The 25,171-nt window shown below is 38.6% G+C and carries 26 protein-coding genes and 2 tRNA genes; 7 read left to right on the plus strand and 21 right to left on the minus strand.

The window, feature by feature from the left end:
- Positions 1-31: 31 nt before the first annotated feature.
- From P9X27_01110 to smc, 4 genes are all read right to left on the minus strand, one after another.
- Complete coding sequence (locus P9X27_01110; GenBank protein MDP8252985.1) at positions 32-964, minus strand: macro domain-containing protein; 933 nt, start codon at positions 962-964, stop codon at positions 32-34.
- Between the two features lie 134 nt (positions 965-1,098).
- On the minus strand, positions 1,099-1,275 hold the full coding sequence (locus P9X27_01115) for a hypothetical protein (GenBank protein ID MDP8252986.1): 177 nt from the start codon (positions 1,273-1,275) through the stop codon (positions 1,099-1,101).
- A gap of 6 nt (positions 1,276-1,281) precedes the next feature.
- Positions 1,282-1,617, minus strand: coding sequence for a hypothetical protein (locus tag P9X27_01120; protein MDP8252987.1), 336 nt, complete (start codon positions 1,615-1,617; stop codon positions 1,282-1,284).
- Positions 1,618-1,685: 68 nt separating this feature from the next.
- Entirely contained in the window at positions 1,686-5,213 is a 3,528-nt protein-coding gene (gene smc, locus P9X27_01125; protein MDP8252988.1) for a chromosome segregation protein SMC, read from the minus strand.
- Positions 5,214-5,281: 68 nt separating this feature from the next.
- Here smc and P9X27_01130 point away from each other — a divergent pair, with 68 nt between their 5' ends.
- Positions 5,282-5,644, plus strand: coding sequence for a sulfite exporter TauE/SafE family protein (locus P9X27_01130; GenBank protein MDP8252989.1), 363 nt, complete (start codon positions 5,282-5,284; stop codon positions 5,642-5,644).
- A 2-nt stretch (positions 5,645-5,646) separates the two neighbouring features.
- On the opposite strand, the gene P9X27_01135 is transcribed toward P9X27_01130, so the two are convergent.
- Genes P9X27_01135 through P9X27_01200 form a run of 14 tightly spaced genes read right to left on the minus strand, consistent with a single transcriptional unit; the run spans position 5,647 to position 17,756 of the window.
- Complete coding sequence (locus P9X27_01135; GenBank protein MDP8252990.1) at positions 5,647-6,948, minus strand: hypothetical protein; 1,302 nt, start codon at positions 6,946-6,948, stop codon at positions 5,647-5,649.
- Between the two features lie 49 nt (positions 6,949-6,997).
- Positions 6,998-8,518 (minus strand): response regulator, encoded by a 1,521-nt coding sequence (locus P9X27_01140; GenBank protein MDP8252991.1) that lies wholly within the window; start codon positions 8,516-8,518, stop codon positions 6,998-7,000.
- A complete protein-coding gene (locus P9X27_01145) occupies positions 8,515-9,663 on the minus strand; it encodes an ATP-binding protein (protein ID MDP8252992.1) in 1,149 nt (382 codons plus the stop codon). Before P9X27_01145 ends, P9X27_01140 begins: the two co-directional genes overlap by 4 nt.
- Positions 9,660-10,217, minus strand: a complete 558-nt coding sequence (gene folE, locus P9X27_01150) for a GTP cyclohydrolase I FolE (GenBank protein ID MDP8252993.1) — start codon at positions 10,215-10,217, stop codon at positions 9,660-9,662. The genes P9X27_01145 and folE overlap by 4 nt, the downstream gene beginning before the upstream one ends.
- A 6-nt stretch (positions 10,218-10,223) precedes the next feature.
- The gene (locus P9X27_01155; GenBank protein MDP8252994.1) at positions 10,224-10,877 is read right to left on the minus strand and encodes a methylenetetrahydrofolate reductase C-terminal domain-containing protein; all 654 of its coding nucleotides are present in this window, start codon (positions 10,875-10,877) and stop codon (positions 10,224-10,226) included.
- On the minus strand, positions 10,878-12,044 hold the full coding sequence (locus P9X27_01160) for a nicotinate phosphoribosyltransferase (GenBank protein ID MDP8252995.1): 1,167 nt from the start codon (positions 12,042-12,044) through the stop codon (positions 10,878-10,880).
- A 24-nt stretch (positions 12,045-12,068) separates the two neighbouring features.
- Positions 12,069-12,284: a hypothetical protein gene (locus P9X27_01165; GenBank protein MDP8252996.1), complete on the minus strand. Its 216-nt coding sequence runs from the start codon at positions 12,282-12,284 to the stop codon at positions 12,069-12,071.
- Between the two features lies 1 nt (position 12,285).
- Entirely contained in the window at positions 12,286-12,501 is a 216-nt protein-coding gene (locus tag P9X27_01170; protein MDP8252997.1) for a hypothetical protein, read from the minus strand.
- Positions 12,498-14,102 carry a DUF1957 domain-containing protein gene (locus tag P9X27_01175; GenBank protein ID MDP8252998.1) on the minus strand — a complete coding sequence of 535 codons (1,605 nt, stop codon included), beginning with the start codon at positions 14,100-14,102 and terminating at the stop codon, positions 12,498-12,500. The genes P9X27_01170 and P9X27_01175 overlap by 4 nt, the downstream gene beginning before the upstream one ends.
- Positions 14,103-14,106: 4 nt before the next feature.
- Positions 14,107-15,003: a DUF4912 domain-containing protein gene (locus P9X27_01180; protein MDP8252999.1), complete on the minus strand. Its 897-nt coding sequence runs from the start codon at positions 15,001-15,003 to the stop codon at positions 14,107-14,109.
- A gap of 15 nt (positions 15,004-15,018) precedes the next feature.
- Positions 15,019-16,029, minus strand: coding sequence for a hypothetical protein (locus P9X27_01185; protein MDP8253000.1), 1,011 nt, complete (start codon positions 16,027-16,029; stop codon positions 15,019-15,021).
- Positions 16,030-16,037: 8 nt separating this feature from the next.
- The gene (locus tag P9X27_01190; GenBank protein MDP8253001.1) at positions 16,038-16,610 is read right to left on the minus strand and encodes a hypothetical protein; all 573 of its coding nucleotides are present in this window, start codon (positions 16,608-16,610) and stop codon (positions 16,038-16,040) included.
- A 10-nt stretch (positions 16,611-16,620) separates the two neighbouring features.
- Complete coding sequence (locus P9X27_01195) at positions 16,621-17,181, minus strand: HAMP domain-containing protein (GenBank protein ID MDP8253002.1); 561 nt, start codon at positions 17,179-17,181, stop codon at positions 16,621-16,623.
- On the minus strand, positions 17,178-17,756 hold the full coding sequence (locus P9X27_01200) for a SurA N-terminal domain-containing protein (protein MDP8253003.1): 579 nt from the start codon (positions 17,754-17,756) through the stop codon (positions 17,178-17,180). The genes P9X27_01195 and P9X27_01200 overlap by 4 nt, the downstream gene beginning before the upstream one ends.
- Positions 17,757-17,871: 115 nt before the next feature.
- Between P9X27_01200 and P9X27_01205 the strand changes: the two genes are divergently transcribed.
- From P9X27_01205 to P9X27_01230, 6 genes are all read left to right on the plus strand, one after another.
- A tRNA-Ala gene (locus P9X27_01205) sits at positions 17,872-17,943 on the plus strand.
- A 36-nt stretch (positions 17,944-17,979) separates the two neighbouring features.
- Positions 17,980-19,386, plus strand: a complete 1,407-nt coding sequence (locus P9X27_01210; protein ID MDP8253004.1) for an ATP-dependent Clp protease proteolytic subunit — start codon at positions 17,980-17,982, stop codon at positions 19,384-19,386.
- Positions 19,383-19,880 (plus strand): NfeD family protein, encoded by a 498-nt coding sequence (locus tag P9X27_01215; protein MDP8253005.1) that lies wholly within the window; start codon positions 19,383-19,385, stop codon positions 19,878-19,880. The genes P9X27_01210 and P9X27_01215 overlap by 4 nt, the downstream gene beginning before the upstream one ends.
- A gap of 1 nt (position 19,881) precedes the next feature.
- A complete protein-coding gene (gene floA, locus P9X27_01220; GenBank protein MDP8253006.1) occupies positions 19,882-20,862 on the plus strand; it encodes a flotillin-like protein FloA in 981 nt (326 codons plus the stop codon).
- A gap of 5 nt (positions 20,863-20,867) precedes the next feature.
- Positions 20,868-21,245 carry a hypothetical protein gene (locus P9X27_01225; GenBank protein MDP8253007.1) on the plus strand — a complete coding sequence of 126 codons (378 nt, stop codon included), beginning with the start codon at positions 20,868-20,870 and terminating at the stop codon, positions 21,243-21,245.
- 5 nt (positions 21,246-21,250) lie between these two features.
- A tRNA-Leu gene (locus P9X27_01230) sits at positions 21,251-21,333 on the plus strand.
- 158 nt (positions 21,334-21,491) lie between these two features.
- Here P9X27_01230 and P9X27_01235 read toward each other — a convergent pair.
- From P9X27_01235 to P9X27_01245, 3 genes are read right to left on the minus strand one after another with little or no spacing between them, the layout of a single operon-like run.
- Complete coding sequence (locus P9X27_01235) at positions 21,492-22,163, minus strand: cytochrome c biogenesis protein CcdA (protein MDP8253008.1); 672 nt, start codon at positions 22,161-22,163, stop codon at positions 21,492-21,494.
- Positions 22,156-22,707 (minus strand): redoxin domain-containing protein, encoded by a 552-nt coding sequence (locus tag P9X27_01240; protein MDP8253009.1) that lies wholly within the window; start codon positions 22,705-22,707, stop codon positions 22,156-22,158. The genes P9X27_01235 and P9X27_01240 overlap by 8 nt, the downstream gene beginning before the upstream one ends.
- Positions 22,708-22,711: 4 nt before the next feature.
- A complete protein-coding gene (locus P9X27_01245) occupies positions 22,712-25,141 on the minus strand; it encodes a glycosyl transferase family 36 (GenBank protein ID MDP8253010.1) in 2,430 nt (809 codons plus the stop codon).
- Between the last annotated feature and the right edge of the window lie 30 nt (positions 25,142-25,171).

Below are 25,171 nucleotides of genomic sequence, written 5' to 3' on the forward strand. Positions count from 1 at the left end.
TTTTTAGATAGTAATTATTCAAAGACTGTTCTTATTGAGTTTTAAGCCAATCTTGTAATATCTGCCAATGATCAAAAGCAAAATCTTCTTTAGGGGGGATCTCATCTAACAAGCACTGCTTTATAGCTTTGGCATCACTGCCTGCTTTAGGTAAACCTTCCGCCTCTACTATAAAGACTGTGGTTACAGTATGAAACCTAGGGTCTCTCTCTGCGGCCGAATAGGTGTAGAACTGCCTTAATTCTACCACTCTTAAAGAGGTCTCCTCTTGGACTTCACGCCTAATACAATCTTCAAGAGATTCGCCATACTCTAGGAATCCTCCAGGAAGAGCAAGGCCATAGGGAGAGTTCTCCCTCTCTATAAGAAGAATCTTGCTGCCCTCTATAAGAATGATTGCATCTGCTGTAGGTATTGGAATCTGAGCTAGTTTTCTTAATTGATAACCATAATAAGATAAAAAACTCTCTTTAAATTCTACGTATGCCGACTTAGTTTTAAACGAAAAAATAATCCTCTTAAGTGAACTACATTTTTGAGTATGACTTAAAATTTCATTAACCATTATCTTGGCAGCTTTTTTAAGCGGAAATCCTCCTGTACCGCAACCTAGGGCAGGCACTGCAATACTCTTAAAGCTTCTCTCTTTTGCAAGATTTAAAGCACTATTGAAAGATCTCCTTATAATGTCCTGGTCTGTTTTAAAATCCATCTTCATAGTTGCTGAATGTATTACCCAATCTGATTTTAGCCGACCTCCGGATGTTACTACAGAGTCACCCAGGCCAATAGGAGCCAGTCTAAGAGCCTCTCTCTCTATTTCATTTCCAGCTTTTCTTTTGATAGTAAGAGCCAATCCTCCACCCATGACTAACTCTGTATTTGCAGGATTGATAATAGCATCAACCCTTAAAGTAGTGATGTCTTCATTTCTAAATTCAATCTCTAAATTATTAATCTTCATAATTTTTTAATTTACTATCTGCTTTACCAGTATAGATCTCTTTCTCACTAGATGCTGTCATATAGATAGGGAGCCTCCTTAAAGAATAATTCTTGCTAATAAATTAGCTATTTAAAAAATGAGTATCAAAACAACTACTGAGATTTTCTGAGGAGATGGATAAGAGAGACGGCTATTGAAATCAAGAGAAGAGTATTGGCAAACTCTAACCAGATCTCGTAATCTCCGGCTGCTACGGTTCGAAACTTTACTATTATTGCACCAGCAAAGAGTAGAATCCCAACCCAAGTTATTAATGCTATATGTCTCATATTAAATCAGATATTGATTTTCTCAGCCACTGGATATATATAGGGCATCTTCCAATACTGGCCCATAAGAACTTGGATTATCCCGATTACAGAGGCTACACTGAAGACCAAGATAGCCAAAAATTGAACTATAGTACCAAAGAAAGGTACAACAGAGAGAACAGCCGCCAAAACTTCACCAATAAATATGATCAGCCCTTGCTTAGCATGAAAAAATGCAAATCTATTATCTTTTTTTAAAAAGAGAGGTACAAAACAGAGAAAGGATATATAAGCAAAGATCGCAAATAATCTGCCTTCTTCAATCTCTCTATCAACATCCAGAATCTCTTTATCTTCCACAGTATTCCTCCTTGATTATTCTCTGAAAAATAATAACAGATAAGGCAGACTGCGTCAAGATGTAGCGTTTAACAGCTTGCCACCGACTCTTCTGTTTTGTGAAACTTTACAGACACGATCTTTGATATTCCAGTATTCTCCATAGTTATACCATAGATGATATCAGCTGTTGAGATAGTACGCTTATTATGGGTTATGACCAAGAACTGGGATAGTCGAGAGAACTCTTCTAGCATCTTTCTATATCTGTCGATATTCGATTCATCTAGCGGAGCATCAACCTCATCAAGAATACAAAACGGAGAAGGCTTAGACTGAAAAATAGCAAACAACAATGACAGAGCAGTAAGCGCTTTCTCTCCGCCTGAAAGCAAGCTAACACCTTGGAGTTTCTTGCCTGGAGGTCTAGCCAATATTTCAATTCCAGCCTCAAGACAATCTATACCTTCTTCTAAAACAAGATCTGCATCTCCGCCGCCAAATAGACGCGGGAAGATCTCTTTAAAAGATGCTCTAACTTGCTGAAATGTTCCCGAAAACATATCACGCGTAGTCTTATTTATCTTTCTAATGGCAGCCTGCAGAGACTCTTTCGCTTCCAGGAGATCTCTCTCTTGATTCTCAAGAAATATCGAACGCTCTTTTAGGCTCTTATGTTCCTCTATAGCAACAAGATTGACCTCACCCATTCTTTCCAATTTTCCCTGAAGATCTTTTAACTCTTCCTCTACAGCCCCTATCTCTACTTCACCTTCAACTTCATCTGGAATATCAGTTATACCATAGACCTGATTAAGTCTCTCTCTTATGCTTTTAATCCTATACTCTTCTTCGTTCATGTTCAAATCCAGACTGTGAGCTTCATCTTTATAAGCAGCATATTCATTTCTTAACTTTATAAGCTCATCCTCTTCTCTCTCAAACTGGGACTTTAAATCTTCATATTTACTTTTATCTTGAGTCAATCTTCCAGCGCCCTCCTCTAACTTGACCTTTAAGTCTTCGTTCTCACCTCTAAGGCGAGATACCTCATCTTCTAACTGACCTATCTTAATACCAATCTCTACCTGCTCATTCTCTCTCTTCTGCTTATCTATATTTAAATTCTGCAGTTCTATCTCAACAGATTTGTATATATCGTCGTATTTCTGTTTTCTCTCTATGTAAGATGCCTCTTTGGTCTCAAGTTGAGCCAGTCCTATAGAAAGCTCATGCTTCCTATCAATAAGCTTAGCCTGACTATCCTGCAAAGATAATAACCTCTCCTCGTCCTTTTTGATTTTAGCCCCGGACTCATTAAGCTCTGTTTTCAATCTATCCCTGCGCGATGCATCGCTGCTAAGTTGAGCTTCTATATCCTCTATATCTAAATTTAATACTTCCTGCTCTTGAGATAGTCTCTCTCTATTAGCCTGCCCTGACTCTAAGGTTTTCTTTAGACCGATAAGATGATCGTTTAATCCGGATTTTCTGACTTCAAAATCAGAGAGCTTATCAGTTACCTGAGAATATTTTTTTTCTGACTCTACTATGCGAACTGATACTTCTTCTAGACTCTTTTTGAGTATCTCAATCTCTTCTTTAAGTCTGCCTATCTTACCATCCCTATCTAATAATCCTAAATCCTTAGTAGGGTCAAATCCTATACCTAGAGTTGGGCCCTGAAAAGCCAGATGGCCTTGAGCTAAAAACCTATAAACCGGGTAATTAAAACTTAATTCTCTAGCCCGCTCAGAATCTTCGACATATAACACATCAGCAACTAACGAAAGGATGGCTTTTTTATCAGCATCAAGTTCTATAAAATAAGCTATGGGAAATGTCCCTTCGATGTATTCAGAGTCTTTAAATTTTAGCTCTGAAAGAACTACGACTTCTATATCGGAGAAACCTTCACTTTTGCAATACTTCAATATATCAACAGCAGACTCTCTCGCATTTACAACTATAGACTTTAATTTTTCACCAAAAGCAAGCTCTACCCTATCTACATATTCCGGAGCCACTCTTATAATATCAGATACCCTGCCCAATACCAGATCTGGAAATCTATTTGCCACAGCCTTAGTCCCTTCGGAATAGCCTAAACCTTTAGAATAGATTTCAAGCCAGCTATCGAGCCTGGCTTCGTAGTTGGCAGATTTTTTCTCTAAATTAACTTTATCAGCCGTTAAAGATTCTCTCCCTCTCTCAATGGTAGTCTTATCATTAAAGATGCCGTCCAATTCATTTTTCAAGATACCGAGCTCTTGATCCTTATCTCTAAGCTCTAGCTCTAATTTCTCCAGCTTAAAGTTCTGCTCCTCTAAAGTAAGGATTATACCACTGCGATTCTCTTTTAATCTCTCAATGCGTATTCTAAGAGATTTAAGTTCACTTTCAAGCTCTAGAAGCAGGTTGTTCTTTTGTGTAAACTCATAATTGTATTCTAATATCTTGGACTTTACCCCCTCTATCTCTTCCTTAATCTCGCTCTCTTCTATAGCTATGCTTTCAACCTCTCTCTTCTTATCGCCTATACCCCGATCTAGGACCTCGCCTTCTTGGTCAAAAGAATCCCTCTCTCCTCTTAACTCTGTCATCTTGCTCTGAGAGAGATTGATCCTGACTACAATATCTTCAAGCTCCTGCCTTAATATATCTATTCTCTCTTTAATCTCTTCTATAACCTGATTATTCCATTCTATCCTCTCTTTGTTTCTCTGCTGCCTAGAAGAAGCATCCCTTAATATATTCTCTTCTTGAGCTATCTTCTCAGAAGATTCAGATATATCGCCTCTCAATGCCTTCGCCAAAGACTCTTTAGATTCCAAGAGTCTCTGCATCTTGCTGGAGTCTTCATTAAACATATTTTTCTTGGACGAAAAAGAAGAGATTGAACCCTTATAAGCTTTTATTTTAGCCGCAGCTAAGATAAGCTCCTTGCTTTTTATATCCTCATAAACAATTTTATAATTCTCTGCCTTACGCGCCTGCCTCTCTAGAGAGGATATCTGACGTCTAATCTCTGAAATAATGTCAGAGACACGCAAGAGATTGTTCTCTGTATGTTCTAATTTACGTAAAGCTTCTTTCTTTTTATTCTTAAAGCGTGTTATCCCGCTTGCCTCTTCAAATACATACCTTCTCTCATCAGGTTTTGAACTTACTATAAGATCCATCTTACCCTGCTCCATAAGAGAATAGGCTTTTGTACCTATTCCAGTGCCAGCAATAAGATCCTGGACATCTTTTAATCTAACAGGAGCCATATTAATCAGATAATCACTATCGCCTGTTCTAAACAATCTTCTGGATATAGTAACTTCACTAAAATCTATAGGAAGTTTGCCGCTTTCATTTGATATCTTTAAGGAGACTTCCGCAAAATTGACCTTATCAGCAAGCTCAGTCCCGTTAAATATTACATCTTCCATAGAGCCGCCTCTAAGCTCCTTTGCACTCTGCTCACCTAAGACCCATTTCATAGCATCGACTATATTAGATTTGCCGCAACCATTGGGCCCTACAATTGCAGTAACACCTGGTTCAAACTCAAGAATGGTTTTTTCTGCAAAAGACTTAAATCCATAAATTTCTAAACTTTTAAGCAGCATAGATATAGCATATAATAAACTAAGTTAAATTTCAATCTTATCTCACCATCTAAATAAGGAGGTGTTTGATGGGTCTTTTCTTAATCTGCAGTTTGATCGGCTTAGGAGGCGGAATATTGAGCGGGGTTTTAGGCATAGGAGGTGCAACGATTATCATCCCTGCCTTGATATATTTTCTGAAATTCAATCAACATCTGGCTCAGGGTACAACCCTTGCTCTTATGGTTCTACCTATTGGACTGCTTGCAGCCTGGACATATTTTAAATCCGGACATGTAGATCTTAAAGTTGCAGCTCTAATATGCATTGGATTTTTAATCGGAGGACTAATCGGTGCTAAGATAGCAGTCTCTATGCCTCAGGAAGCTCTGGGCAGGATTTTTGGAATAGTACTCTTGCTCCTGGGAGCAAAGATGGCTCTTGGAATATGATATTAGAACTGAATATTAGAATAGAGCTGTCTTAATAAAGCGCTTTCTGAAACATCTTCTAAATATGATAAGAGATAACCTTGATTCACTTCGGAGAGAAAAGAGAGCAGCAGCTGTAACTGATCAAAAGCCAGATAGACCTTTGCAACTTTACCTTCTTCAGATATTGAATCGTAGAAACCTAGAGGGCCTAAAATCTGAGGAAATTTTTCCAGGGTTTTCTTAAATAAATCCAGACTTGCCTTCTTATCTATAGTATAAAGTAAGGCTGTAGCATGAGGAGCAGCTATGTCAGATCTAACCCAACCTTCACTTGCATCAAATACACCTAGGGCCGGTTCATAGCAATACTCTCCGTCTTTGCCTTGAGGATCTGCTGCAGCAGAACGGAGCAATGGCACTTTAGAATTTAAAGCATAATCTATTTGAATAGCAGCATAATTGAAATGCGCTTCTTTTAAACCGCAAGAGAGCTCCGTCTCTGGTATAAATAATAACGGCAGCCAAGCTTGAAAAGCACCTTGCCAAGGTTTAAAAAACTCAACCTCCCGGCCATTGCTTAAAGTGTAGCTGCCCCTAGGACAGTTTTCCTTCCTTAAAAGATTATTCCATAGATCTTGAGGTAGGTCAGTTAAGATTAAAGAAGCAAGAGCGGCGATTCTGGATTCAGTATAGAACCTATCCAACCAGAGATAGGGCAGAGGACCGTATCTATAGACTCCATAAAGAAGTCCAGTCTCTCTATCATATAACTCCTCCCATCCAGCACGCTGACTTAAAAGCATAGAGTCTACTTCTTTTTTAATTCTTCTCTGCCAAGCACTCTTAGAATCTGAAAAGGCTCCGGAGACAACCATAAGAGCTAGAGTAAAATTACCATTATCATAACTTGATATAACTCTATCCTCTGCCGCTTTTATCCCTTTTTTTAAATCATACCAATATAGAAGCCCTTTCCATTTCGGAGCCTTCTTGATAGATACTATTGTTTTAAGAAGAGCTCTCCCGGCATCCTCCCTGCTAAAATTATTTAAAACCAGATCTCCTTTTATAATATCGGCCAAAAGAACCATCCAGAAACCTATAATAGAAGGACTGGTATATTTACCGTATTTAAAAGAATTATCGTTTTGAATTGATATATGATCGTAGGGAAATCCGCTGAACTCATCCACGCCATATTTGAAATAGTCATAATTGCAGCCTATAATCCAATCTTTGAACCTCTCTTCCTCTGTTGCGGAGAAAGCATTGCTCACTAAAAATAAAAATACCCCTGTAAGTATATATTTTTTAAGACTCATCACTATTAGGTCGACAATCCTATACTCGGCAAATATAGAACAAACTCTCTTAATAATTACAGCAATCTAAGGTATCGGGTGAGAATTTTAAAAACTTATGTCCCAACTCAGGGTCAAATTGAGTGCTTAGATTAATCTCTATCTCGTTTAAAGCCTCGCTCTTGCTGAAAATTCTACCGCGATAAGAGCGTAATGATGTCATAGCATCAAAAGCATCTACAATCGAGACTAGGCGGGCTTCAAACGGTATCTCCAAAGACCTAAGAGCACTCGGATAGCCGTTGCCATTATATTTTTCATGGTGATACTTCACCACTGGTATCATCTCTTTCATTATGCCCAAAGGTATTAAAATATCCACGCCTTTAGCGGGATGCATCTTCATGTGGTTCATCTCTACCTCTGTTAACTTATCAGGTTTTGCTAAAATATTCTCGGGAATGACAATCTTACCTATATCGTGAATAGAGCAGGCCTTCTCCAAAACCATAATCTCTTTTTGGGGTAAGCCTAAAAACTTAGCAAAATCTCTCGCATAAAAACTTACCCGCTGAGAATGACCCCTAGTATTTTTGCATTTAGCCTCTAAAGCTGCCACCAGAACTTCAAGTGTTCCCAAGTACTTGCTCTGCAGCCTTTGGTACAGAAGTGAATTATTGATTACGATAGAAGCCTGATGGCTCAAAATAGATAAGATGCGAATCTCATCGTCACTGACTAAATGCTCTGGTGCAAAATTACTTAAAACCAATATCCCAAAAATGCTCTCTCTATAATTAATAGGCAGACAGATAAAATCACCGTCATTAAGAATATCTAACTCTTTTTTATTTAAGACAATGTTCTCTACTTTAAGGTCAGACTTTCTTAAAGGGATTCTTTTTTGAGCTACAAGACCAAAGACACCTTCTCCGCTCTTTATCCTCAATCTACTCAAAGCCTTTTCATCAAAGCCTTTAAACATCTGCACAACCATCTCAGATGTAGAGTCATCCAGCAAAAGTAAAGCTATATTTTTCGCTCCTGTAATTTCAGAAGACATATTAACTACAGCTTCAAGCGCTATATCCAAATCAGAGATATTAGTGATAACCTTGGTCACTTCTCCTAAAGCAAATATTTGATTAAGCCTGGATTCAAGCTGCCTATCCAAATCAACCAGATTATTGAGCAGCTCTTTATTCTCTGTAGCAAGTTTTCTCTGCTTAACAGCCCGGGTCACAACATTTAAAAACTTCTCCATATCAAACGGCTTTGTCATATATTCATAGGCCCCGTCTCTCACTGCTTCAATTGCTGTCTCTAGGGACGCGAACCCTGTCATTATCATAATAGGCAGCTCTGGATCTATCTCCCGGGCTTTTTTCAAAACTTCTAAACCGCTTAAGCCGGGCATCTTTATGTCTGTTATCACAAGATCAAAATTACCGTCTTTGATAGCACTAAGAGCTTTTTGACCCTCATTAACTGTTTCAACGTCAAAATCTTCAAGACTTAAGAAGTCAGATATACTATCCAGCAGCCCCCTGTCATCATCTGCCAATAAGATTCTGCCTTTAGGTACCTTCATCTAAGAGCCTTTGAGATATCTTCTATCTTCTCTTTTAAGGGTAATATAATTTTAAAGCTGCAACCTTTACCCAAAACAGATTCCACTTTAATGCTGCCGCCCATACTTTTAATTATCTTCTTGGATATATATAACCCTATACCATTGCCTTCTTCTTTTGTCGTATAGTTAAGCAAAAACAGATTATCCATTTCAGAGTCTGAAATACCCGGGCCTGTATCGGATATATCTATGACCACAGAACTATTCTTATCTTCTTCTATATACGCTTTTATAGTCAGCTGCCCACCGCCAACCATTGCCTCTTTAGCGTTGAGGATTATATTTATCATAACCTGCCTAAGCTGAGAAGAGTCTAAAATCAGATCCGGAATTCTTAAGTCAAAGTTTTTTACTACTCTTACCCCTGATCTATTCAGCTCCGGATCTAACATCTCAATGGTCGTATCAACAAAATCTTTTAAATCAAACCTCTCTTCTCTTTTTTTACTTATACCCAAAAGCCTAAGTAATAGACCGTCAGCAGACTGAATGGAACTCTCAATAAGAGAAAAATGTTTATCTATCTTTGCACTACTGGCCGCAATGCTCTTTTTTATGAAATTAGCTGAAATATTTATTGTAGTAAGTATATTCTTAAATTCATGCACCATAGAGCGGGACAACAGAGCAAAGGGAAGGCGAGAAGCTGTGTTCTTTAAAGATATCTCAAGCTGCTCCCTCTCTTCTTCTGTTTTCTCTAGCTCTGCTTTCAGATCTTGAACTTCGCTATTCTTCTTGAACTTAACTACAGCCTTCCTCAAAGCCTCATCAAGCTCTGCCATGTTTACCGGCTTTAAGAGAATAGATGCAACATCATGATTTAGAAAAGAGATCAACTCTTCCCTTTCCGGCTCAGAAGTTAAAACTATTATTGATGCTAGAGGATGTACATTATTGATCTCTCTTATTAATTCTTCTCTATTGAACCCCTGTAATTCAGAATCAATAACAGCTATCTGAAATTTTATCTTTTTTATAAAAGAGAATGACTCCCAAGGATTTGCAAACGAATATACTGGATAACCCTTATCTTCAAGTACTCCTAAGAAAGCTTCCCGGAGCAATGCATCAGGCTCTAATAGGAAAATAGAATATTCTTTCATCTTAAAATTAAATCCAAAGCCTCAGACCTTGTCTTCTGATTATCTTTAAAAATACCCCGCACAGCCGATGTAACAGTTGTAGTTCCCGGCTTTTTAACCCCTCTCATGCTCATACATTGATGTTCGGCTTCAATAACTACCATGCAGCCCTGGGGCTTAAGTTTTTTCATTATTACTTCAGCCACCTGAGTAGTCAGTCTCTCTTGAACCTGTAAACGTTTTGCAAGAATATCAACTACCCTTACAATCTTACTCAAACCTGTCACCCGATTGCCTTTAGGTATATAGGCGACATGGGCTTTACCCACAAAAGGAAGCAAGTGATGCTCGCAAATAGAATAGAGAGCAATGTCCTTAACCAGGACTATCTCCTGATGGCTATGCTCTAAAAATACCTCCAGCTCTTTAGCGGGATCCTTACCTATGCCGGATAGAATCTCCTCATACATCTGAGCCACTCTCTGAGGGGTCTTCTTAAGATCTTCTCTGTCAGGATCATCCCCGACAGCAGCTAAAATATCTCTTACAGCTTTTTCTATTTTTTTCTTATCCATAACCGCTTATTTTAAAATTCTACGCATAGGATTTCTATGTTTTGAAAAATCCCTTGCCTTATAGAACCTTTCGAATAAATCTAATTTTCCTTTTTCTTTCAATCTTCGGTAGATGCTGACCCAAATGCAATCTCTCTCTTTGTCTAATTCACACTTGCCTGCTTCCATACCGCCGCAAGGTCCATTCAATATCCCTTTAGAACATTGTGTCAACGGACATATGCCTCCGGTATACTCTAAGATACAGTCTCCGCAAGCAGAACAGGATTCAAAGAAGACTCTGGAATCAGGAGAGACCGTACCGGCAAAAAGAGTATTGCAGCCAATATGAACATCTAAATCAATATTTGCATTCTCAATCAGTGACTGTACTCCTAATCCGCAGCTTAATAGAAGGTAGGAATTTGACTCTCTTATCTCTGCACTATGTTTTGAGAGCGAACGCTTAAGCTCTGCAGCTATACAAGGTGCCTGAGGCACTGCATAGCCAGTCACAACGAATCCCGAATCTTCCAATCTTTTTCTAATCTCTAAAACCTCTTTCTCTCCGCCAGTCTTGCAGACAGTAGAGCACTCCCCGCAACCAACTATAAATATTTTTTCATCTCTTTTAAGATGTTTGCTAATCTGATCAAAATTTTTCTGCTCCGTTATAATCACTTAGAGATCCTCTTTAAAATAATTAAACTGACTCAAGACATAGTCTCTACTCTTAGCTATATCATCCAGACCAAGAGCAGGCTTACCATCTTTTATCAAGGGCTTTAATATATCTTCCATATCATTCCCGCAGCTACACTTTTGACTAGTAACGCTTAAAGGCTCAACAGTTCTTGAGAAACAATCCGAACATCTGAAAAGTCTCTTTACTCCGGAAAGCTTACCTCTTTTTGCTATCGGCTGCCCATCTATCTCCACTATATCCATTGCAAAATCTAAGACAGGAGCATTACTTATAGAGGTTCCAACCCCGTAAGAATCTACATAAGGATTCAGCTCTTTAATCTTATCCTCATCTATTCCACCGCTTACTAATATTTTGATATCTTTAAAACCCCTTAACTCAAGCTCCCACTTTACCTCTTTTAAGATCTCTATAAAATTTCCTCTGCGAGAAGCCGGAGTATCTAGTCTGATACCAAAAATCTTATCTTTTAATGCTTCTGCCACATTCAAAGCCTCGAACTTTTCATCATTAAATGTGTCTATCAATGCAATCCGATTTACATCACTATCTATGACTCTATCAAATGCCTCAGTCGCTTTAACTGTATCACCAAAAAGCAGCACTAAAGCATGAGGAATAGTTCCAACAGCCTTTAAACCTAAAATTGCAGCACTTTTAGCACAGGCGACGCCATCGCACCCTCCAAGGTAAGCATTTCTCTCTATCATCGGAGCAATGGCAGGATGAATCCTCCTGGCTCCAAAACTATAGAGAGGCTTGTCCAAAGCAGCAATCTTACAACGCGCAGCCTTGGTCGCAACCCCTGAAGCCTGGCAGAGAAGCCCCAACAGCGCAGTCTCATAGAGACCGAAATCTTCATATCTGCCTTCAATTCTCATCACAGGATCATTAGCCCCAAAGAACGTTCCTTCTCTAACAGCGTAGACATCTATACCTTTTATTTCATTAAGCACCTCAAAAGCCTCCTCTAAGCCGCTGAAGAGACCCCAAGTATACCCTTTGGGCAATAATTTAGCAGTAAACTCAACCGCTACTCTTTTAGATATATTTTCTTTTTTAAGAATCTCTCGGGTTCTTAAAAAATATATATCGCTAACATCGCCCCTTTTTATCTCCTCCGAACTTGCTATATGAAACATGCCATCTCCTGTTTATAAAAGAGATTAAAGCCTTATTGCTTTTGCAACGCGTAATTTTATAACCTCAAGCAAGGGTTCCAACTCTGCTATCTTCTTATCTATTTTTTCCTGATTACTGATCACGGTTCTTAATTTACCTAAAAACCCATCTGGGCTGCTTGCAGAAGATTCTACTATTCTTACTGTAAAAATTACAGCAGCTCCAAGAAGAAGATAAAAAAATATCTTAGAATTACACATCTTACAGTTTCCTAGATATTCTAATCTTGATCTTAATAAGCTCATCATATACATTGTCAAGTTTGGTAAGTACCTCTTCTTGTTTTACTATTAGAAGGTCTATCTTTTCACTTAAAGAGAGCTTACTCTTTGTCTCTGCTGTTAAAGCAACTCTATAGACCAAAATTAGAGATAGTGATAGAACTACAATAAATATTGCCTTTTTAAACCTACTCATATTTTTTCTTCCTCGCTTGCCTCTATATAGACTTCAAAATCTATATTGGGAAAGAGATTGTCTCTTCTTTCCAAAACCTCAAGGTAGGTCTCATCTATTGTATCACTCTCCACCTCTTCATGGAGGCGATTAAACCTGAAGACATGTTCTTTGATTCTCTTTTGAGCATACTCTACATGTGTAGCAGTCTTGATAATAAAAGCCCAATCGCTAGATTGAGCTAGCAGAAGTTCTCTGGCCATCTGGTTAAGCGCCCTTCTCCTTAACCCCGCAACTCCTCTATTTTTAGCTGCTAAAACTTTCATGCGTCCAGCAGCTTTGTGCAAGTGCCTATATACCCAGTCGTTAGAACCATTGAGCCAAAACTCGCTATAGCCCTTATATCCCCAACTTGAGAAAGAAGGCCTCAATACCTGATTTTTAGGGTACTCCCTAAGATAATCCATGGGGGTTATCAGTTTCATAGTTTTCTGATCATGATGAATCTTCTTTATTAAAAATTCGAGAAAGATAGGACCTTCAAACCACCAATGCCCAAACAGCTCCGCATCATAAGGAGCAACTATTATAGGCTTTCTATCCATAAACGTACTTAGGTATTCAACTTGCTTCTCTCTATTAAACATAAAATTGCCTGCATGCTCCGCAGCTTTCTCTCTTGCCTTATCTGGATCATAAAGTTCCTTCTGAAGCGTCTCTCCTGTTATACGGTAATACTTCATACCTGTATTACCGCGGCTTCCATCCGGATTAATGTAAGGCTTAACATAATCATAATCTAAATCAAAACCAACATCTCTATAAAAATCTCTGTAATAGTGGTCCCCGGGATAACCTTCAGCAGCACTCCAAACTGATTTAGAGCTTTCAACGTCTCGCCCGAAAACAGCAACTCCTGATTTACAAAAATAGCCTGAATAGACCCCATAGCGCGGCCTAGGATCAGCAAACAGCACTCCATGAGTATCAACTAAAAAATATTTAATACCTTCTTCTTTTAAGATCTCATCATCATAAGGCTTATATCCGCATTCAGGAAGCCAGATACCTTCTGGTCTCCTCCCAAAAGCCTCTTCGTAAACACCTACGCCGACTCTGACCTGAGCCTTAACAGATTCTCTGTTTACCATCAAAGGCATAAAACCATGAGTTGCCCCGCAAGTAATTAACTCTAGAAAGCCGGCATCTTGATACTCCTTAAAAGCATCCAGAATATTTTTGTTATATCTGTTTAAGAATATATCTTTGGATCTCCTGAATGCATCTAGATACATCTCAGAGAGCCTTTTAACTTCAAAATTACCTTTGTTGCGCTGAAGCTCTTTCTGAGCCAGTTCAATGGATTTATCCAAATGCTTAAGATATCTATCTTGAAGCATAGAATCTCTCAACATGCTTATCAACGTAGGAGTAACAGACATGGTCAACCTAAATCCAACACCTTCATCTCTAAGGCGCCTGAACATTTCTATAAGAGGGATATAGGTCTCTGTTATGGCCTCAAAAAGCCAGCGCTCTTCTATGAACTCATCATATTCAGGATGTCTGACATAAGGCAGATGGGCATGTAAGACTATCGAAAGATACCCTTTATTTTCCATATCTCTACCTCTTGTCCTCTAAACTGCCTTTGGTGGAAGAAGAAATAGTATCCAGCCTTCTCTGTTTAAGGACTTTTTGCAGCTCTTCTGAACTAACACCAACACCATAGCCCCCGGATAAAGCAAACATCTTCCAATAATCCTCATCTACTACCATCCACTCTTCATCCACTAATTCAGATGGTCCATACCTAGGAGTAACAACTACGTTAGAGCGAATAATGGTAAAGAATTTACCGCTATCTGTTCTCAATCCAACCTCAGCAACATAACTTCTGCCTGAGTCCTTAACGTTGATATACCAGCACTCTATAAAAGGAGTAAGTTCTATATCAAAATAACTGTTATAACTTTTAGAATCTTTAAATTCAACTCCGGTTACATCATAGACTCTTAGAACCTCCTTATAGCCTGAGCTTCCGCATCTTAAACGAGTATCTTCCCAAAGCTGACCTCTAATCTCCCAATAAGAGAACAGCCACCAAGGATCCCTCACAAGCAACGCGAGACTATCTTCGCCATAGTGATGTTTGATCTCCGGACTCTCTGAGCCTATCTGACTTCTAGGCTCTTCACCACGATCAGTAGTTCCAGCCTGGAACTTAGTTAGCTCAATAAGCTCTTGAGAGAGACTCTCTTTGGCAATCTTCTTTATCTTAAGAGTCTTTTTCTTCCTTAAATCCGGCTTAGAAGTTTTTTTCTTTGGCTTTATCTTTTTAACGATTTTATCCCGCTTTATCTTCTGCTCAATCTTACCTTTGACTTCTGCTTTTTTGGCCAAATCTTTAGAAAGAATCTTTATCAGCTCTGCCTTTTTAAGTATAGAGACACCTTTAATCTTTCTCTTTTTTGCAAGCTCAAGAAGCTCTATTCTTTTCAATTTAGTTAAATCTTTACCCATAATACAATCCTCCTACTAAATTCTCAAACATTCAAACTCTTCTCTATTCTTAGCAACTGCTTTAAGAATCTCTCTCTCTACTCCATTATTAAACTCAACCTCAATCTCAAGAGCTGCTCCTCTCTTACAATGCGCAGCAACAATTTCAGCTGCCAATGGATATATATTATCTCTCATATCGCTCCCTACTGCAAGAGCCAAAGGACCCTTTATATCTAAAGGCTCTAACCAAGGCAGAGATAACCTCTTAGAGACAGATAGAAGCATGTTGTTCTCTCTTTCATCCCGACCCACGATAAGCTTAAGACTCTCAGACAACCTAAAATGTCTGCCTAATTTAAGTAAGTATATCTCATCTAAAGAAGGGTCTCCAGTCTGCTTGAGTAGGTCTTTAAGTCTTCGGCTAAATCCCGGATCTGTCAAAAGACAACCTCCTGAGGGAGTAGGATAATCTTTTATCTTATATTTTTCGACAAGCTCAAACTGCTTTTTCCGGGAACGCCCCTGAATATTGAAAAACTCCTCTCTTTCAACCCAGCCTCTCTCTTCAGGTATTGTAAGGGGCAATACTCCTGCCGAAAGAGGCCTTAATATCAATCTATCCAACCCTGCCTCTTGCTCTATTTTAAAAAGCGTAGATCTGTTCTGCGACATAGGGCGCTCTCCTAAAACTTCACCTGTTATAATATATGAAGCACCATATTGTTTAAAAAGCTCTTTAGCCTTTTTGAACATAAAGATCTTACAATCTATGCAGGGATTTATATTCTTGCCAAAACCATGTTTTGGATTCTTAAGAAGTTCTAAATACTCAGAACCCAACTCTATAATATTGAGCTTAAGGCCAAAGAATTCTTTAGATGTAGTCTCCAGTAATTCTTTAAGCTTACATTTATCATCGGGACGGCAATGGCAAAACGGAATATGAAAAAACAGTGCCTCAAAAGAGGCAGCCTGCTCTTTTAAAATAGCTCCTGCAAGCATAGAATCTAAACCAGAGATTAATAATAGACCTTTGTTTTTCAAAGCAGACGTTACTCTTTATTTAATTTATTCTCGATACTATACTTAACATGCTCAAATAGAACATTCTTTACCTTGTCAGGGGGCATGACAACAAAATAGTGACTAACTATAGCATCTGCAACTTCCTGGGTCAAGATGCCAACCTTAATACTATCTGCCGCCAAATATATCGCATTACTCTCCCTGCAATAGAAAGCTTTGGTTTTAAGTTCTTCACCAAAAAGTTCAAAAAATTCATTCTCTAAGTTTTTTTGAGTCAAAAATATTTTTATATCTCCATGATAGCTATAGAGATGCATGTCTAAAATATCGGAGACCTCCTTAAAAAGTGAATCTATGTTCTCCGCCAATACTTCTCTGGGACTGCCGCCTCTAAATATCTGACTGCTGCTGTCCTGATAGAGGTAGAAGTTTGATCCAAGCTTGATCTTATAAGCAACGCCTAGAAGATCAACGCCTTCCTGAGCATATATCGTAAAATATTCCCCGCTGGATTTTTCAACCAAATCCTGTGCATAGATAGAGATTGATAAGAATAGAAAAAATAAAACTAAAAGATTTCTAAAGCTGCTTATCCGCATAAGATTATTGTCAAAACTTAAAGCGATTAAGAGTATTTTTAATCTTGTCTAACCTGTTTATAAATGGACTCCTCTTATCCTCTTCTACTATATTTTCGCTTAATAAGGTTTCTAATTCTTGGATGCTGGAGCCAAACGTATTGAAATAGAATCTCAACCTCGCCTTCATATCATTTAAAGATTCTGCAATGCTCTGAAGCTGATCATCTCCCCTAAGCTTAAAATCTGAGCGAAAATCACCGTCAGCCATAATCTCAAACTCTTTCTGCAAGCGATATAGCGGACCGGCTATCTTATGAGAGATAAAGAGGGTCAACATAATCGTAAATAGACCCATAAAGACCATTACGACAACGATGGTTTGTATTAAGATTGGTGCTATGAAGTCGGCTGTGGATTTAACAACTGCCTCTGTATTCTCAAAGCTGACCGTAGTTGTCCTAGAGGCAAACAGATAAAGCAAGCCTGCGGTAATAGCAGAGCTTAACACCACCAGAAGGCAAAATTTGATTATAAACTGCACCTGAAACTTTCTATCTATAAAATATATCCTTCTCTTTCTATCTTTCATTCTACTCCTCCTTCTTTATTCAAGACCATATCGTAATCAATCTCTATCGCAGAACATTCTTTGACTTCATCAAGCCAGTCATTTAAAGCCCTGGTCTGTTCTCCTCGCAAAAGCTGCCACTTGACCTGCTGGTAGATCTCATCCAACCTCTTATCTGTAAGACCTTCTTCCAGCATTTCATCATAACGATCTCTTACTTGAGAGTCCGAAATATTTACCTCCGAAGCTAGCTCTTTAGATTTTAAATCTACTATCAGTTTGAACAGAAGCTGCTCATAATAATGCTGAAGAGCACCTAAAAACTCTTCACTTTTATGAAGACTTAACTTTTCTGCTTCTTGCAAAATCAACTTTTTGCTTATTAGTGCTTCTAATACTCCTTGTCTAGAATCTAATGTATCAGGCCTTTCTGCATTCATCTTGGCAAAATAGTTTTCAAATTCATCCAGAGTCATCGAAAAATTATTAATTCTTACAACATGGGAGTCTTCTCTGAAGTAAACTCTAAAAACGTAAAAGAGCACGACTAAAACCATAAAGATAACTGTAATGCCTATCAGCTTTTTCATAATCAATATCCCTCGCTTTTTATTTTCTCTTTAATATATAGCATTTTTGATTATTTTGCACCAAAATACTTAAATATAAAATTGACTTTTATCTTTTTTTAATGTAATTTTTAGAGAATTCGGGGCTGTAGCTCAGCGGGAGAGCACTACGCTGGCAGCGTAGGGGTCGAGGGTTCAAATCCCTCCAGCTCCAAACGGAATAGAATTAGAACTAGAACTCTTTTAGCAATTGAAAAATAAGAGAAAAGACGTTGTAATCATCCTAATAATATCTCTCCTGATCTTTGTATCAAATGTATCGGCTGAAAAAATCATGGTCATCCCTGTTAAGGGGGTAATTGATTTAGGACTCTCCACTTTTATTAAAAACTCTATAGAACAAGCAGAGACTCGAGATATAACTACTATTATTTTAGAGATGGATACACCCGGAGGCAGAGTAGATGCTGCTGATATAATCTGTGAAGCTATACTCAATTACCAAGGCAAAACTATTACTTTCGTAACCAATCAAGCCTGGTCTGCAGGAAGCATGATCGCATTATCAACAGATAAAATAATAATGCGGCCTGCAGCAAGTATAGGTTCTGCAGAGCCCAGGCAAGGAATATCAGGAGAAAAAACAGATGAGAAGATAGTCTCTGCCTTAAGGGCACGATTTAAAGCCTTGGCTGAGGAGAAAAATCATAATACTGCCTTAGCTCAGGCTATGGTTGATAAAGATATCGTGGTATTAAAAATACTTCTTAATGATCAAACTCTTATCGTTACAGAGGAAGAGCTTAATGAAAAAATAGCAACCGAAGAAGCTGAGGTCAAAATTTTAACCACTATATCTGAAGAGGGTAAACTCCTAAATTTAAGCGCAAAAGATGCAAAGAAATATAGCTTGGCTAAAGAAATATGTGAAAATAGAGAGACTCTGATCACATATTTAGAGATAGAGACACCCGAGATAATAGAAGGGAGTCCTAGCTGGTCTGAAAACCTAGTAAGATTTATCACTCATCCTATACTATCTTCACTCCTTTTAGGCATTGGATTCTGGGCCATAATGCTTGCACTAAGAATACCAGGTCTAGGGCTTCCTGAAATTGCAGGAATAAGTGCACTGGGGCTTTTCTTCTGGGGCCATAAGCTAGCAGGCTTATCAGAATGGTTAGATATACTCCTTGTTATCATAGGTCTAGCCTTGATCTTAGTCGAGCTCTTCATAATTCCGGGATTTGGACTAACAGGAGCAGTAGGGGCTTTAACCTTACTGGCAGGAATAGTCCTTACGTTGACAAACCACCCCATATATCCACCGATTGAGGGGCTCAATAGAGCATCTGGAATAATGCTCTCGTCTCTCTTCATCTCTCTTGTCATGTTATTTATAAGTCTAAAAATATTTCCAAAAACAAAGTTCTGGAATAGATTAATTTTAGAATATCAACTAACAAAACCTAAGATAGAAGATGGATCTACAATGTTAGATAATGGAACTGCCGTATCTGACTTAAGACCCGTGGGAAAAGCTAAGTTTGGGAATAAGATATATGATGTAGAGACCCTGGGTGACTATATTCAAAAAGGAGAAAAAGTGAAAATCATCTCAAAACATGGTAATATAAGAAAAGTAAAAAAAGCATGAATATACTTAACAATATCTTTACTATACTATTTGGACTCATAGCTTCAATAGTTTTCTTCCTGATGGAGCTTTTTATAATTCCGGGGTTCGGCATAATGGGTATGCTGGGTATTACAATCCTCGCAATTACAACTCGCCTTGCCTATAAGAATCTAGGACCAGAAGCTGGAATATATACCCTGCTTGCCGGTATTTTTCTTGCAAGCTTATTTGTATACTATTTTATTAAGAGACAGCTCTTTAAAAAGACCACTCTGCAGTATAGATTGACAAAAGAAGACGGCTATGGGATAAGGAATCTATTAATAAAAGAGTATATCGATAAAGAAGGTATAGCGATAAGTGTATTGAGGCCTGTGGGCATCATAGAGATAGACGGCGAAAGACTTGATGCTACAGCAGAGGGAACTTTCTTTCTTGAGAAAGGTTCTAAAATAAAAGTCGTAGGCATAGAAGGCAATAGATTAAGAGTTCAAAAAACAGAGGAGGTTTAGCATGAACATGGCGATTCTTTTCTTAATAATCTTTGGAGGGTTTTTTCTCTTTGGCTATTTTATCCCACTAAGGCTCTGGGTCGCAGCACTTGCCGCAGGAGTAAAGTTAAATCTATTAAGCCTCGTTGGTATGAGGCTTAGAAAAGTAGACCCCAACATTATAGTCCCTTCTCTTATAATGCTGCATAAAGCAGGCTTGGCAACAGAAATAAATCAGATGGAAGCTCATTATCTTGCCGGCGGAAATGTATTAAATGTAATAAAGGCTCTTATATCGGCCGATAAAGCTGAGATAGTTTTAAACTTTGAAAGAGCGGCGGCAATTGACCTTGCAGGAAGAGATGTGCTAGATGCCGTCAAAACATCGGTTAACCCTAAGGTTATTGATGCACCAAGAGAGGGCATGATTGCAGCTGTTGCTAAAGATGGGATACAGGTTTTGGCTAAAGCACGTGTTACGGTAAGAGCCAACCTTGATAGACTCGTAGGAGGCGCGACTGAAGAAACAATCATAGCAAGAGTCGGAGAGGGAATAGTTACAACAATAGGCTCGTCTGCATCCTATAAAAATGTGATTGAAAACCCAGACTCTATATCCAAAACAGTTCTAGATAAAGGCCTTGATGCAGGGACTGCATTTGAAATTCTTTCTATAGATATCGCAGATATAGACGTTGGTAAAAATATCGGTGCTCAACTACAGACCGATCAGGCAGAGGCTGATTTAAAAGTAGCTCAAGCAAAAGCAGAGACACGTCGGGCTATGGCTGTTGCACAAGAACAGGAGATGAAAGCAAAGGTACAAGAGATGCAAGCAAAGGTGGTAGAAGCAGAGGCCCAAGTCCCGCTTGCAATTGCAGAAGCATTTAAGAGCGGCCACCTAGGAGTTCTTGACTATTATAAAATGAACAACATCCAGGCTGATACAAAGATGCGATCGAATATTGCAGGAGATATACAGCCAAAAAAAGAAGATAAATAAAAACAATGGCAGATCTGTTAATAGTATTATTCTTGATTGTTTTCTGGGTGATATCTTATACCTTGAAGCAATCAGGCAAACCAAGCACTCAGTATAAAGAGGACAATGAATTAGAGCATCTTTTTAGATTTCCGAAACTCAATATAATTCCAGAAGCTCTAAAACAAGAAGATAAAAAGATAGAGCAGAGAGTAATCAGCAAGATAGAGCCTGATCAAAGATCGGAAGTAGTTAAAAGAGGGGTTGTTCTCCCTGAACATCAAACCGGCACTTCAAAATTTGATTCTGGAAAACTTTACCGGGATATGCTAGAATCCAAAACTTCTTTGAGGAATTCTATCATTATCAAAGAGATATTAGATAATCCGGTATCTTTACGATGATTTAAGCCAGGGTGGCGGAATGGCAGACGCGCGTGATTCAAAATCACGTCTCCGTAAGGGGGTGGGGGTTCAAGTCCCCCCTCTGGCAAAATAAAAAACCAGATCTAAAATCTGGTCTATTTTTTTTAGTCCCCCCCACCGGTGGCCAAGCCTTGACTTATTTATCGCACATAATAAATACTTTGTCAAATTTGTAAATAACTTTTTATTAAATAAAATATTATAGACTCAATTGCTTATAGGGAGTTAAACTTTACCGCTAAGAATATAGATGCCAAAGAGGATGAGCATAGATCCGGCTGCTATTTCAATTACTCTTAGACTCTTCTTAATCTTGCCAAATAGAGTGAGGAACCATGATAACGATAAAGCAGAGATCAAAAAAGGCAGAGAGAGACCTAGGGAAAAAAAGAGTAGCAATAAAAACCCTCTAAATAGATCGGCCTTTATACTTGCAACTGTTAAAACAGCAGCCAAATAAGGAGTAGCACAAGCAGTAAAGCTGAATGCAAACACTACCCCAACAAATATTATCCCTATTATCCCTGCAGGTTTTTTCCGCAGCGAAAAATTTAGCGCAGGCAAAAACTTTAATCTGCTGTAAAACAAAACGTAAAGCCCCAATAAAACTATTACTACTCCGCCTATTCTCTGAACGGGAAACTTTAATCTAAATATAATTTCTCCCAACAGAGAAGCTCCAAGACCCAGAGATATGAATATACAAGAGAAGCCTAATAAAAAAAGAAGGGTGTAGATAACCATCCTCTTGCGTAAACAAGCGGGGTTTTCTTTCATCTCATTAAAAGAGATACCGCTTATAAAAGAGAGGAAAGAGGGAATGAGCGGCAAAATGCATGGTGAGAAAAAATAGAATACTCCGCCTAAAAAAGCCATAATGAATGATATGTCATTCATTGATTAAAGCCTGCAAAAAACCAATTATTTCAGGCTGATTCCAGTCTATAGCCCCAGGAATCTTGGCAACAGCCCTGAAGTCTTTATCAATAATAAACGAGCTGGGTAAACCAAACACACCATACTTAAGAGCCGATAACCCATAATCATCAGAATAGACTGGGAAATCTGCGCCTTTCTGTTTTAGATAACTTTCAATAGCAAGTTTTTTATCTCCCAAGAAAAGTGGTATAAACTCTATCTTAGATCTATCTAGAGAGGGAACAAAGGTCTTTAAAAAATCAACTTCGGTATCACAAGCACTACAACTTATAGTTCGAAAATTAACTATTATTACCTTACCTTTAAAATCCGAAAGACTGTAGTCTGACCCATCTAAATCCTGAAAACTAAAATCCTTTGCCGGGACCCTCTCGTCTTTAGAAGGAATTTTATTAGTTGCTTCGGCTGAAAAACCTTCTTGCTTACTATTTGAATAAATTAAAAATCCTATTCCGGCTAACAAGACAATTAAAATAGGGGTTAATTTTTTCTTAATTTTCAAACTCCTACCCCATAACAACCTTTACCTCATGCTCTTCGCCGTCAGAGAGAGGTTTTAGAATATTAGATTCTTGTTTTATACCATCAAGGTAGACTTCTCTTACCCCAGTTGATACTCCGCTTGAATTATCAACTTCTATATTGTAGGCTGAACCTCTAAAGACTCTTCTTACTTTAAAACCGCTCCAACTAGAAGGGATACAGGGGTCTATCAGGAGCCCGTCAATCTCTGCTCTTATTCCAAGAATCCAGTTTGTACTTGCATGAAAAAACCAGGCTCCGCTTCCAGAATACCAAGTCCAGCCTCCACGCCCGTAATTCTCTGAATCCGGACCATCTACATTGCCCGCAGTGACATAAGGCTCTACGCAATACAATTCAGGGTCCATGCCCCGCTTTGCTGGAGAGAACCTAGAATAGACTTCATAAGCCATATCCCCATTTTTAAGGACGCACTCTGCGATAATAGCCCAGCATGCTGCATGAGTATATACACCGCCATTCTCTCTAACTCCTGGAGCATAGCGAGACAGATATCCTATCATAGGATCAGGCTTCTTGTATGCAGGATAGAAAAGTACCGGACCATAATCATGGAGCAGATGCTTCTCAACGCTTTCCATTGCTCTCTTTTTTCTCTCTTCATCAGTTGTATTATGCATCACGGCCCAAGTCTGAGCATTAAGAAATATCTTACCCTCTTCACAGCTCTTACTACCCATAACCTCGCCACTATCTTTAGTGGCTCTTATAAACCACTCTCCATCCCATCCATGCTCATTGATTGCTCTTTTTAGATCCTGTGCTCTTTTTAAATAATTTTCCGCTCTTTCAGTGTCAGATCTTTTTTGACAAAGTGAAGCAAAATCCTGGAGTATCTTATATAAGAAATGCCCTAACCAGATACTCTCTCCTTTCCATTTTAGTCCTACAGAGCTCATCCCATCATTCCAGTCACCTTCACCTATTAAAGGCAATCCTCTCTCTGAAAAACGTGACAAGACCAGATCTATTGCCCTTACACAATGCTCATATAGGGTCTCTTCATTTTCGTCATCTACATATGGTTGAGACTGATCTAAGATAGAATAGTCTCCAGTCTCTTTAATATAGAAAAAACTGATATATGCCATCCAAAGCAAGTCGTCTGTCATAGCTGTCTTGGCTCCCGTCTCAAGCAGCGGATGCCACCAATGATATACCGCACCATCTTTAAATTGATGCTTTGCATGTAGTAAAATCTGTTTTCTCGTAAGCTCCGGCTTAAGAGGCAGAAAAGCCAAAGAGTCCTGCAATTGATCTCTAAATCCATAGCCGCCGCTACACTGATAGTAGGCAGTCCTAGCCCAAATACGCGCAGCAATTGTCTGATAGCGAAGCCAATAATTCGTTAAAACATCGAATGACTTATCTGGGGTTTCTACTTGAAAAGGTACTAAGAATTCTTCCCAAAAATTAATAGTTCTATCAAACTCTTGTTCAACATTTTCTAAATCAGAGTACCTCTTTATTAAATCCTTGGTCTTATTATCATCTTTATTAAAACCGGTGAGAAAAACTACCTCTCTCTCTTCGCCAGGATTAAGTTCTAAATCAACCTTTAAACTGGCTATTGAGTCATTCCACTTGCCAACTTTATTTGAAAGTTCTCCCTTCTCTATGCTCTCGGGATTAGCAAAAGACCTATAGCGCCCAAAAAAGTTTCTCTTATCACCTTCATAACCCGAAGGTTTAACATTGACGCTATGAAAACCATCTCCTGTAAACTCTCTTGAACCTGTCGATATAAAAGAGGGGACCGGAATCTTCCTCTTCGTTGCAAATATACTATTTAGCTCTTCATCGTAAGATGTTTCGATAAACGTTCTTTGAAACTCTCTATGAGTATCAGTTCCACTGCCAAGACACCACTCTAGGTAGCTAAAGATGCTTAGGCTTCTTGATCTATCAGAGACATTCTTTATCTTTACCTTCCAGATCTCAAGCGGCGAATCTTGAGGAACAAACATTGTGACAATACTCTCTATCCCTCTATATTCAGTGTGATATGTAATATAACCTATTCCATAGCGAAGCTCAAACTTATCAAACTCTATCTGGCAAGGCTTATAGAAAAGAGACCAGAAATCACCCTCTTCGTTGTCTCTTAAATATAGGAACTTACCCCATTCATCTCTGACCAAATCCTGAACCCAGGTCGTTAAGCGTGAAATCTGAGAATTGCCCCACCAGCTAAAACCGCATCCTGTTTGTGAAAAAACAGCCCCGTAATCAGGGTTTGTTATCACATTCATCCAGGGCATGGGAGTTTTGGGAGATTTTAATATATACTCTCTGCCGTTATCAGCAAAAAACCCATACTTATTCTCTAATATCTTTTCGCCCTTATAATAACTTTCGATGTCATTTAAAACCGGGCACCCTGTATGGTTCATACTTCTCCTCCTATCTCTCTTTACAAACAA

Source organism: Candidatus Kaelpia aquatica (genome assembly GCA_030765335.1).
GTDB lineage: Bacteria > Omnitrophota > Gorgyraeia > Kaelpiales > Kaelpiaceae > Kaelpia > Kaelpia aquatica.